The 12,292-nt window shown below is 38.0% G+C and carries 10 protein-coding genes and 1 other annotated feature; of the genes, 3 read left to right on the top strand and 7 right to left on the bottom strand.

What is annotated here, in order from left to right; translation table 11 throughout:
* Positions 1-87: 87 nt before the first annotated feature.
* The 3 genes from radC to AAIB49_RS14005 all read right to left on the bottom strand — a co-directional run bounded on the left by radC (position 88) and on the right by AAIB49_RS14005 (position 3,258).
* Positions 88-759, bottom strand: coding sequence for a RadC family protein (gene radC / locus AAIB49_RS13995; RefSeq protein WP_186870343.1), 672 nt, complete (start codon positions 757-759; stop codon positions 88-90).
* Positions 760-954: 195 nt separating this feature from the next.
* On the bottom strand, positions 955-1,863 hold the full coding sequence (locus tag AAIB49_RS14000) for an SPOR domain-containing protein (RefSeq protein ID WP_343458372.1): 909 nt from the start codon (positions 1,861-1,863) through the stop codon (positions 955-957).
* A gap of 117 nt (positions 1,864-1,980) precedes the next feature.
* Positions 1,981-3,258, bottom strand: coding sequence for a bifunctional folylpolyglutamate synthase/dihydrofolate synthase (locus AAIB49_RS14005; protein WP_343458373.1), 1,278 nt, complete (start codon positions 3,256-3,258; stop codon positions 1,981-1,983).
* 63 nt (positions 3,259-3,321) lie between these two features.
* Between AAIB49_RS14005 and AAIB49_RS14010 the strand changes: the two genes are divergently transcribed.
* The gene (locus AAIB49_RS14010; RefSeq protein ID WP_343458374.1) at positions 3,322-4,221 is read left to right on the top strand and encodes an ATP-grasp domain-containing protein; all 900 of its coding nucleotides are present in this window, start codon (positions 3,322-3,324) and stop codon (positions 4,219-4,221) included.
* Complete coding sequence (locus AAIB49_RS14015; RefSeq protein WP_343458375.1) at positions 4,214-5,077, top strand: ATP-grasp domain-containing protein; 864 nt, start codon at positions 4,214-4,216, stop codon at positions 5,075-5,077. The genes AAIB49_RS14010 and AAIB49_RS14015 overlap by 8 nt, the downstream gene beginning before the upstream one ends.
* Positions 5,078-5,103: 26 nt before the next feature.
* Here AAIB49_RS14015 and AAIB49_RS14020 read toward each other — a convergent pair whose 3' ends face one another.
* Positions 5,104-7,746, bottom strand: a complete 2,643-nt coding sequence (locus tag AAIB49_RS14020) for a valine--tRNA ligase (protein WP_343458376.1) — start codon at positions 7,744-7,746, stop codon at positions 5,104-5,106.
* A 129-nt stretch (positions 7,747-7,875) separates the two neighbouring features.
* Positions 7,876-8,103: a binding site (T-box leader), on the bottom strand.
* Positions 8,104-8,242: 139 nt separating this feature from the next.
* Between AAIB49_RS14020 and AAIB49_RS14025 the strand changes: the two genes are divergently transcribed.
* Positions 8,243-8,431: a hypothetical protein gene (locus tag AAIB49_RS14025; protein ID WP_186870280.1), complete on the top strand. Its 189-nt coding sequence runs from the start codon at positions 8,243-8,245 to the stop codon at positions 8,429-8,431.
* On the opposite strand, the gene AAIB49_RS14030 is transcribed toward AAIB49_RS14025, so the two are convergent.
* From AAIB49_RS14030 to hemL, 3 genes are all read right to left on the bottom strand, one after another.
* Positions 8,428-9,447: a phosphotransferase gene (locus tag AAIB49_RS14030; protein WP_343458377.1), complete on the bottom strand. Its 1,020-nt coding sequence runs from the start codon at positions 9,445-9,447 to the stop codon at positions 8,428-8,430. The genes AAIB49_RS14025 and AAIB49_RS14030 overlap by 4 nt on opposite strands.
* Before the next feature lie 276 nt (positions 9,448-9,723).
* A complete protein-coding gene (spoVID, locus tag AAIB49_RS14035; RefSeq protein WP_339214480.1) occupies positions 9,724-10,752 on the bottom strand; it encodes a stage VI sporulation protein D in 1,029 nt (342 codons plus the stop codon).
* Positions 10,753-11,000: 248 nt separating this feature from the next.
* On the bottom strand, positions 11,001-12,287 hold the full coding sequence (gene hemL / locus AAIB49_RS14040; RefSeq protein ID WP_339217952.1) for a glutamate-1-semialdehyde 2,1-aminomutase: 1,287 nt from the start codon (positions 12,285-12,287) through the stop codon (positions 11,001-11,003).
* Positions 12,288-12,292 lie beyond the last annotated feature (5 nt).

The raw sequence follows: 12,292 nt of genomic DNA on the forward strand, positions 1-12,292 counted from the left end.
AGAAGCGCCACTTTCAACTAAATATGAAAATGGCGCTCATACTTTATCTATTTAATTATACGAAAAAACTATAAAAATTGATAGTACTTATACGTATCCTTTTTCCTTTAACGAGACAAATTTATGATCTCCTATAATTAAATGGTCTAGTAATTCGATCCCAATCATTTTTCCTGATTCAACTAATCGTTTCGTTACATGGATGTCTTCTTGTGATGGAGTAGGATCTCCTGAGGGGTGATTATGGGCTACAATAATCGAAGCTGCAGACCGTTTCACAGCCTCGCGAAACACCTCACGAGGATGGACTATAGAGGCATTTAAGGACCCGATGAAGATGGTCTGACGATGGATAATTTGATTTTTCGTATCCAAGAAGATGGTAACAAAATGCTCTTGATTAAGGTGTCGCATCTCTTCCATGATATAATCGGCACCATCTTCTGGAGAACGTATGACATAACGTTCATTTGGTTTATATTGACTTAGTCGCTTACCTAGCTCTAGCGCAGATAAAATTAATACACCTTTCGCACTACCAATCCCCTTAATTGCTGTTAATTCCTCGATGGTAGCATCTTTTAATAGCTTTAATCCTTCAAAATGCATGAGTAACCGATTAGCAAGGGTCATAACAGACTCTTCTTTAGTCCCACTACCTAATAAAATGGCGATTAATTCTTGATTGGAGAGGTGACTTGCTCCTAATGCTAAGAGTCGTTCCCTTGGTCGATCCCCTTTAGGAACATCCTTTATCATAATTGATGAAGCTTTCAAACTATTTCCTCCTTTCGTCTAGCAATAGAATAGCTCAAGATTCTACCTCTTACAAATAGACAAGATAGTATTTTTCCCTTCTGTAGATCCTTAAAATAGTAAAAAAGCAGAGCGGAAAAAACACTTTCCACCCTGCTTCGTATTTCATCAGCTTATTTTAGCATTTTTATTCTTCTACTATTGCCCCGATGATAGTACACTATCCAATACATTCCAGAGGTGTAGTAGAACTATTTCCGTATTATTATTTGAGGTGAACAGTTCCTCCATTTGTGTAACAAAGCTATTTAGTTCAGTAGATCCTTTTGGGGCCTGTTCGATTAACGCATTCCATGTCTCCTTTTCCAAGCTACCATTCTCCAAGGAAAGATTCCATTGTTCCTGGAAGGAGACGATCCAGTCATATTCTTCTTTCGCTAAGTCTATCTCTTTTTCACTAGTCTGCCAATCCTTTGCATATACTTCTATTCCTTTTTCTTTTAAGGAGTTAATATCGCTTTGTAAATCTTCTTTCGAGCGACCTATCGTTACGAGAAGATAAAATTGATTGTCCTTTTCCCAAATGACAGGAGCATATCCTTGCTCTACAAACTTCCCTGATTCTGCTTCGGCATTCTCAATTGATGAAAAAACACCACCTTGTAACACGAAGGCAGACATGGAATCTAACATATAAGGTGACGTGTCACCGGTAGAAGCATTACCTTGACTATCGTCCTTTCCTTTCTCTTCTCCTTCTATAGGCATAGCAACAGCAGGAGTACCATTCCAATTATTGTCAAAATTAACAATAATATTTAACAAAACTACCCCCATAATAGAACCTATTATTAAGGCAGAAATAATTGCGATAATAATGGGCTTAAACATATGAAAAGTTGTTTGTTTCTTCGCCGTAGAACTGGATAGGCTAGATGTATCATAGTTCCTAGCAAAGGTATGAATTTGATTATGACTAGTTTCTTCAGTAGCAGCTATCTCTTCACTTACGTTACGCTTATTGACTTGGATATGTCCTGACTTCTTCGTATTTTCCCTTTTCCCCTTACCATCTAATCTTACTACTACTTGTTTTTTAGCTGACATTTGCTGCTCCCCCACTTTGCTAGATTCGTTGGTTCAACTCTAGCATAGGCAAACTAAAAAGTAAGGAGAATCTTGTCACACAAGGAACAGTTTATTTCAACATAAACCGGAATAAGTTTACAAGGTTTGCTTTTTTACATAGGCTCTTATCAGCCCAATGAAATGTAGGGAACCAGCAAAGAAATACATCTCATCACGTTCTCCTATCTCTTTCCATTCTTCCTGCCACTTTATTTGGCGTACTTTTTCTACTGGTACCATCTCCAATAGATTCTCAGCAGTTTCCGCACGAGGATGGTCAAAGGAAGTCACCATAATGGTATCAAAATACGGCAAAGCCTGTTGAAGCATTTTCTTTAATTCCTTATCCTTAAATCCAGCAAATATAAGATTCTTCCGCTTCGTTCGGTATAGATCATTCACCGTATGAAGAAATGCCTCCATCCCCTTTGGATTATGTGCCCCATCTAAAATCACAATAGGATTATCGTGAATTTTTTCGAACCGACCTGGTAGATGGGCTGTTTTGATGCCTTGATATACGTTGTCCCAATTTAAGTCTACGCCACTTTTTTCAATCATTACTAATGCCATGAGAGCTGTTGCCGCATTGATAATTTGGTGTTTCCCTATCATTTGTATTTCCATTTCTAGCTTTGTTCCTTGATAACACCATTCAAAAAACTGCCGATTTTCGTCTATAAATGTCCTTTTGTAAAAGAAGTCTCGATTTAATTTATACATATTGGCATATTTCTTCCTTGCTTCTTTTTCCAATATCGGCATACAACTCTCCTCGACCGCCCCTATAACGACAGGTGTATGACCTTTTATAATGCCTGCTTTATGAAAGGCAATTTCCTCCAGTGTATCGCCTAAAAAGGTAGCATGGTCCATCGCGATATTTGTTATAATAGACAGGATAGGTTGGATACAATTGGTGGAATCTTCCCTTCCCCCCATACCAGCCTCGATAATTGCAATATCAACCGTTTCACTAAAGTACATATAGGCTATCGTAGTGATAATCTCAAATTCCGTGGCGTGCATTTCTACTAAATCTAATTCTTTTATGGATGGCAGTAACTGGTTAAATAGCGTTATAAACCGATCATCCGGGATGGGAAGATCATTAATGAATATATGACCAGTTAGCCCTGTCAAGCTCGGTGAAGTAAAAATTCCGACACGATAGTTATTTTCTATTAATGCTGCTTTTAAATAGGTTAAAGTTGACCCTTTCCCATTTGTACCAGCAATATGGATAGCTTTTATTTTTTGCTGGGGATTCTGTTGGGATTCTAATAACGCCACCATTCGATCAAGACCCGGTTTTATACCTAGGGTTCTACGTTCAGCAATAAATGCTTCTATTTGTTCAATACTATGAAACATACAATCACCATCTTATCTATCAATTAGAAATTAGTATAGCATAGGAAGAAAGGAAATCGAACATTGAATAAAATTGGTTGGATTATTTATAATGGTAATTTACCTGGAAATAAATTTTTAGACTTTGCCCAAATGCTACACGAAGCAGCTAAGGAGCAAAACACGAAAACATATATCATGAAAAATAATGATTTATTATCATCATTAGGTACTAATAGTCTAGAGCTTCTAACAGAATATGAAGTACCCGATTTTGTTATTTTTACGGATAAGGATATCTATTTAGCAAGGCAACTGGAATTACTTGGTATACCTGTGTTTAATCGTTCAGAGGTAATTGAAACAAGTGATGATAAGATCGCCACTTACCAAGTATTAGCTAATCATAACCTACCAATTCCAAAGACTATTATTGCACCGAAAGTGTATACAAATCGCGAGGAAAAACTTCTTCCGAACCTAGACCATGTTATCAATCAATTAGGTCTACCTATGATTGTGAAGGAAGCGTTTGGCTCATTTGGTGAACAGGTTTATCTTATCCATACAAAGGACGAGCTGGAAGAAAAGGTGAAAGAACTTTATGGAAAAGCCTTTATGTTTCAAGTGTTTATACAGTCAAGTAAAGGTCGGGACCTAAGACTACAAGTGGTTGGAGATAGAGTCGTTGCTGCGATGAAGCGATTTTCTGCCGAAGATTTTCGAGCTAACATTACTAGTGGTGGCATGATGGAAGCTTATGAACCATCCGAAAAGGCCAAGGAAATTGCCATCTCTGCATCAAAAGCAATTGGAGCAGACTTTAGTGGTGTTGATTTATTATTTGGTGAGAATGATGATTATATCATTTGTGAAATAAATTCCAACGCACATATTCGGAATCTCTATGATTGTACAGGGATTAATGCAGCAAACGATATAGTAAAGCATATACTAAATAAGTTGAGGGATTCGCGTGGCTAATGGCTGGTTACTATATAGTGAAGAAGATGCAGTAGCGAACAAAGCGTACATTGATTGGTTTATCGATGAAGCAGATAAGCAAGGATTGACATTACGATTAATCTTAAGGGAGAAGCTTCAAATAGGAATATTGCAAAATGAGTATGCCCTTCTATTAGATGGCTGTAAAACTGAAATACCTGAATTCGCAGTAGTTCGAACCATTGAACCGCTGCTTAATAAGCAACTAGAACAGTTCAATGTACACGTATTTAACTCCTCCTACGTTTCGGAAATCAGTAATCATAAAGCGAAAACCTATTTAGAAGTTTCCCGTCTTGGTATCCCGATGGTAGATACAGTCTTTCTAAATGGTAAAAATATTACGAAGGAACCCCCTTTCCCACTGCCATTTGTGATAAAAGAGGCGACTGGTAGAGGTGGCAAACAAGTGTATTTTATTCAAGAAAAAGCAGAATGGGACGTATTTTTAACCATACGGAAACCGATCGATTACGTGATCCAATCAACGGATGTACAACTTGGAAAGGATCTAAGAGTCTTTGTTGTCGATAAGGAAATTGTAGGAGCTGTTTTAAGGGAAAGCAATACAGATTTTCGAGCTAACTTTACACTAGGTGGTTCGGCAAGCTTATACCAATTAAACGAAGTAGAAAAAGCGCTTATCATGAAAATTATCGATCATTTTGATTTCGGTATGGTCGGAATTGATTTCTTAATAGGTCAGAGCGGGGAGCTTCTGTTTAATGAAATAGAAGATGTTGTCGGCTCGAGGACCCTTAGTACGGTTAGTAACATAAATATACTAGAAAAATATATTACCTATATAAAACAACAATTAAAACAGGGTTCTTAGATTTTTCTAAGAACCCTGTTTGTTTATTATGATATTAATTCAGCTAATCGCGCCTGTACTGCTGCTTGTTTCTCTAAATAATCCTGTTCCTTTTTCTTCTCCTCTTCCACAACCGCCGCTGGTGCCTTAGCGACAAAGCCTTGATTGGAAAGCTTCTTCTGAACTCGTTCCACTTCTTTATTCCACTTTTCTAGTTCTTTCTCTAATCGGGCAATCTCTTTATCGAAATCAATAAGCCCTTCTAATGGTAAGAAGATTTCAGCACCCGTAATAACTGCTGTCATTGCTTTTTCAGGAGCATCTACTTTAGATGCAATAACAAGCTCGCTAGGGTTACAGAATCGTTCTAGATAGCCACGATTATGTTCAAGTTCTTTGACGATTGCCTCATCCTTCGCTTGAATTAACAGGCTAATTTGCTTCGACATTGGTGTATCGACTTCGGCACGGATATTACGTACTGCCTTAATAATCGACACAAGACGCTTCATTTCTTCCGATGCCTTTTCATCATGGAAGTCTTCCTGAACCTTAGGCCATTCAGCAATCGTAATGGATTCCCCTTGATGTGGTAGCTTCTGCCATATTTCTTCGGTAATGAATGGCATGAATGGGTGTAGTAGACGCATAGTCTGATCTAGCACATAGGCTAATACCGACTGTGTCGTCTTCTTCGCCTGGTCATCTTCCCCATATAATGGAAGCTTAGCCATCTCAATATACCAATCACACAATTCATCCCAGATAAAGTTATGAAGATGTCTTCCTGCTTCACCAAACTCATACTTATCGGTGTTACGTGTTACTTGGTCGATGGTTTCATTTAATCGTGTTAGAATCCATTTATCTGCTAAAGATAACTCACCAGTTAAATCAATATCTTCATACGTAAATCCTTCTAAATTCATTAGAGAGAAACGAGAAGCATTCCAGATTTTATTAGCAAAATTCCAGGTTGATTCTACTTTTTCCCAATAGAAACGCATATCCTGGCCTGGTGAAGTCCCTGTTAATAAGAAATAACGTAGTGAATCTGCACCGTATTTCTCGATGACATCCATTGGATCTACACCATTCCCAAGTGACTTACTGAACTTTCTACCTTCTGAATCACGAATTAACCCATGGAGTAATACATCTTTAAATGGTCGTTTTCCAGTGAACTCTTTCGATTGAAATGCCATACGAGCCACCCAGAAAAAGATAATATCATAACCTGTGATTAAAACATCTGTAGGGAAATAACGTTTGAAATCCTCAGCCTCTTCATTTGGCCAACCCATTGTAGAGAATGGCCATAATGCGCTGGAGAACCATGTGTCTAATACATCCTCATCTTGCTCCCAATTCTCTATATCACTAGGCGCTTCTTTTCCAACGTATAATTCTCCTGTTTCTTTATGATACCATGCTGGAATACGATGTCCCCACCATAATTGACGACTAATACACCAGTCACGAATATTTTCCATCCAGTTTAAATATGTTCGTTCAAAGCGTTCTGGAACAAAGTTAATTCGTTCCTCAGTATTTTGCATTTCTAATACAGAATCAGCAAGTGGCTGCATTTTTACAAACCATTGTGTAGATAAATACGGTTCAACAACTGCCCCACTCCGTTCTGAATGTCCGACTTGATGAACATGTTCTTCGATTTTGAAAAGGACACCCATATCCTGTAGGTCTTTAACAATTTGCTTACGACATTCAAAACGGTCCATGCCTTCATATTTGCCTGCATTTTCATTCATGGTGCCATCTTCATTCATTACGAGCACACGCTCAAGATTATGACGATTTCCTATTTCAAAATCATTAGGATCATGAGCTGGGGTAATTTTAACTGCACCAGACCCAAATTCCATATCAACATATTCATCAGCAATAATCTGGATTTCACGGCCAACAATCGGTAGAACTACTGTTTTACCAATTAGGTGTTGATAGCGTTCATCTTTCGGGTTTACAGCAACCGCAGTATCACCAAGCATCGTTTCTGGTCTTGTTGTCGCAATTTCAATTGTTTCATCACTATCTTTAATTGGATATTTCATATGATAGAAATTGCCGTTTACTTCTTTATAAATAACTTCAATGTCTGATAGAGCCGTTTTTGTTTCTGGATCCCAGTTAATGATGTATTTACCACGGTAAATTAGTCCTTTTTCATATAGCTTTACAAACACTTCCTTAACAGCTTCTGATAAGCCTTCATCGAGTGTAAAGCGTTCTCTTGAATAATCTAACCCTAGACCTAATTTTTCCCACTGAGATCTTATAAAGGACGCGTATTCTTCCTTCCAATCCCAAGCTTTTTGTAGGAATTTTTCTCGACCAAGCTCATAACGGTTTGTGCCTTCTTCTTTCAGTCGTGCTTCTACTTTCGCCTGTGTCGCAATCCCTGCATGATCCATACCTGGTAACCATAGTACATCATAGCCTTGCATCCGTTTCATACGGGAAATGGTATCTTGCATTGTTGTATCCCATGCATGACCAAGGTGTAGGCGGCCTGTCACGTTAGGCGGTGGAATTACGATAGAGAATGGTTCTTTTTCTGGATCACCAGTTGCTTCAAAGTATTTCCCATCTAGCCAGAACTTATAGCGGTCTTGCTCTACTGCTTGTGGGTCGTATTTCGGTGGTAGAGTTGTGTTGTTTTCTTCCATTAATATCAGCCTCCTTTAAAGTTAAGGGTAATGTGATTTCCTAGCCACTAAAAATACAATCATGATTAGGCCTTTATCAAAATGAAATCAAAGATTTACCCTAGAATAAAAAAACCCTTTCCATCCTAAATAAAGGACGAAAAGGGTTGGATTTCCGTGGTACCACCTTTGTTTACAGGAATATATTCCTGTACACTCATTGTTTGATATCGGTTATGAACCGGCAAGCTCCTACTACTAATTCAGAGCTGCTGCATCAAGGGCGACCTTCCAAAACGTTTACCTAGAAAACTCTCACCACTGTTTTCCTCTCTTTGAGGTAACTATTCTGTACTCTTCCCTCTCATATGCTTTCGTATATGATTATTTTCTTATTTTAGCCAATTTTAATCCTAAAATCAACTATTATTTAGATAATGGCACGAAGTAGCTTGGTTTATACATATAGTATTAAAAAAAGAAGTATTTGGTGCATTCTTTATGGAGGTGATGACATATGGCAAGATATTATCGTTACCGATTACCACCATGGGCTAGAAAGTGCTTAATTATTGCCGAACAGATTACACTACCGATACTTATTTTCCAATTAATCCGAACTATTTTTCTCCCAACAACTTTTGATGTCTTACTAACTTTATTGTTAGCAGGAATTTATATTGCTTTTTATTTGAAGTGGATTTAATCCTCACTGCTACTTTCATCCAGTGTTACCATTTCAAATTCCTCCTCCACAAATATAGAAAAACGTATCCCAAACATTAATTGACGATGATATCGCTGTAACTTTACTACTAGTTCCATCATGCTGTTAGAAGATTTATCTTCCACATACGAATCGATGGCGCTTATATAATCTGAAGGATCCAGTAAATAAAGCGCTAATAGTGTTAGTTCGTGATTTTCCAATTGGTTTTCATCTGTATAAAACTTTAATTGTTCCAACAAAGGCCCTTCCTCTGTATCATGGTATAAGGTTTTATGCTTCCATATTAAAGTCAAATCTACAATGGGGTGGTTATAAGTTGCCTTCTCCCAGTTAATGAAATACATCTGATTCCCATGAAGAACATGGGAATCTTTCACATTTCCATGACAGAGACATACTTGCCACTCTGCTAATTCTTCAAGGGATTCTAGGTATTGATCTAGTCGCTTCTCTACAATATAAAAGACTTGTACAAGGTCACGGTACTGTGTACAAACTAATAATTCGACCGGTGACATAAAATGTTTCGATTCAAAACTTTCTACATGAGCTAGTAGCTTCTTTCTTAGCTCCATTATTTGTTTTTTATAGACGAGAAAATTTTCCCGTGCTTGTTCCAGTTCTTTCTCGTTTAACTGTAGTGTTTTCCTCGTTTTCGCATGAATATACCCAAGGTGTTGATATACTTTTCCAATAGAAGGATGTTGATGACTTGTTTCGATCCAGGGGGTTAAATAATAGATATCCTCTCCATCCTTCGTAAATAGTTTGCCTTTTTGGTTTACATATACTGGTAAGATATGTTGTATATTCTGGGCATGTGCCGTATGGTAGATGTCTAACCATAATGGAACTTTTTCTTCTTGTAAATTACTTCGCTTTAATGCATATTGCTGTTTATTACCTTGAATATGATATAGACGTTCGGTTACTTTTTCTATATCAACAGGAAAGACATGATACGATTCTAGAATTCGCCGAACATTCTCCAAGAGCTTCACCACCTATAATGTATCCCATTAATATGAGGCTTTAGACAATAACATAGGATAAAACGAACATGAAAATTAGCGCATCAAATCCGCCCCGGAAATATACTACGCGTTCCGTGGGCGGCTGGTGAGCCTCCTCAGAGCTAAAGCTCTTCCGGGGTCTCAAGCCGTGCATTTCCTCCCACAGGAGTCTCCGTATATTTCCGGGGCTAATTTGGTGATGGTTCATATTTTATTCCCTTTATTTTCGTTTTGTCCCAGCCTCATATCCGTTGTTCATTTATTTTTCACAGGAATATATAGTAATTGACCTTCTGTTATATCATCATCCTCTAATTGATTTTGATTACGTATATGAAGGGTTGTTGTTTCATATCGTTTAGCAAGTGATTCTAATGTATCTTTTTCCTGAACAATGCATAGCCTTACTTTGGCGTATTGTTCTTCTCCTCCTCGGAACATATCCGCTAGATAGGTCAAATCTGCTTTTTCAGTCCTACTTTCATCAGAATCATCCAGACTATAAGTCTCTTCCTCCGAGGATGATGGTTCATGCAATTCCTCTTCCACCTCTATTTCTGGCTCTTGGTTTTTATTGAAGAATTCTTCAAAGGTTTGGGTTTTTTGCATGAACTTCCATCTATCATCTTCAATAGGATCATTCACTTCTTCTTGCGACAAGGTTGGAAGTGGCTCTGGCGAATCTTCTATGTAGGTGGAAGATTCGTCTTCATGTTTTACATCAAACTCAAAAAACTCTTCCTCATTTCTTGCTAGAGCAGGTTCTTCTTCTGGAAGTGCTTCTGTGGTAGGCGCTTCGACTGTTTCTACTTCTGCTTCTACTTCTGTTTCTGTCTCCTCTTCTTCTACTTGATTACGTATACCATGAATTTCAATAGTGGAACGTAAATACAAATGATCTGTTTCTGGTAATTCATAATCAAACTCCGAGATAAAAACAGTGACATCATCTAAATTTTCTACTCGATAGGCTGGGACAGTGATTTCAACTGGAAAACGATGCCTAAATTCAGCTACACCATGCTCGGCGTCCGTTACCCTTTCCATATAACGCTTTGAATCATACCCGTCTAGGTAAGACTCCGTGCTTTCACCTATGGTTTGCGCTTTCTGATAAGAACCTTGTAATTCAATTACACCTCTAATGGAAATAAAATCAGCAAATTCTTGTATAGAAATCTCCGGTTCCAAGGAAATCCCCATTATTTCTGCAACTTCCTGACCCTTTTCAAAGTACAATGACTCATTCAAGTCAAAACGAAATACATTCTGTTCGTTTACCAAGTGGTTTCCTCCCTTCAAAACATACATTCCATATGCCTTATCTCTTAATTATCTATATGAGCCAAGACCTTAGGATATGCTAAGTAGAGGAAATCTCTTAATGGAAAAACATTTTTTGATTTGTGTATATGGAGTGGGTTATAGATTAACTAGGTGGGCTATCGGGAAAGGCTAGGAGATACATAAAAAAAACGAACTAATCTGCCATTCTTGTTATCAGAATGCATTAGTTCGTTTTTTTAGATTGGTTATGCAAGCTGTGAAAATGCTTTTCTAGCTGCTTGAATTGTTTTTTGGATATCTTCTTCTGTATGTGCTGTAGATAAGAATAAACCTTCGAATTGTGATGGTGGTAAGAAGACACCTTCTTCTATCATAATTCGATAATACTGATTAAAATGATCTAGATTCGATTTGGATGCAGTAGCAAAGCTAGTCACTGGTTCTTCTGCAAAGAAAACGCCGACCATCGATCCTGCTCGATTTATCTGTAATGGAATATGATAATCATTCGCAGCTTGCTGATAGCCTTCTACTAATAAATCTACTTTTTTATTCATTTCTTCATAAGATTCTTTCGTTAAAGCACTTAGCGTTTCATATCCTGCAGTCATTGCTAATGGGTTCCCAGATAATGTTCCTGCTTGATATATCGGCCCTGCAGGTGCTACTTGTTGCATAATTTCGCGCTTACCACCATAGGCTCCAACTGGTAAGCCTCCACCAATTACTTTACCTAGGCATGTCAAATCAGGCGTCACGTCAAAATGTCCCTGTGCACAATGGTAACCTACACGGAAGCCTGTCATAACCTCATCAAAAATTAACAGTGATCCATGATCTTCTGTTATCTTTCTGAGGAATTGTAAAAATTCATTAGTAGGAGGAACCACACCCATATTACCACATACTGGTTCCGCAATAACTGCTGCAATGTTATGACCGTATTTCTCAAAAGCAGTACGAACACCCTCTTGATCATTATAAGCAACGGTAATTGTATTTTGGGCAATTGTTTTCGGTACACCTGGGCTGTCTGGAAGACCTAAAGTAGCAACACCAGACCCAGCTTTAATTAATAATGAGTCACCATGGCCATGGTAGCTACCCTCAAATTTTAAGATAAGATCTCTACCAGTAAATCCACGAGCTAGTCGTAATGCGCTCATCGTCGCCTCTGTACCAGAGTTTACCATACGAACTACTTCAATAGAAGGTACTCGGTCAATTACTAACTTTGCTAGTTTATTCTCCAGTACCGTAGGGGCACCAAAGCTTGTTCCATTTTCAATAACTTCATGTAACTTACTAACAACTCGTTCATCTGCATGCCCTAAGATAAGCGGTCCCCAACTCAACACGTAATCAATATACTCATTGCCATCAATATCTTTGATTTTAGACCCTTTTCCACTTTCCATAAAAATTGGGTCCATCCCTACCGATTTAAATGCTCTAACCGGTGAGTTAACACCACCAGGCATCAAATTAACCGCTTCTTGATACGCATCAATTGATTGATTGAATTGTTTCATCATAA

The sequence above is a fragment of the Ornithinibacillus proteolyticus genome, from assembly GCF_039581225.1.
Taxonomy (GTDB): Bacteria; Bacillota; Bacilli; order Bacillales; family Amphibacillaceae; genus Ornithinibacillus; species Ornithinibacillus massiliensis.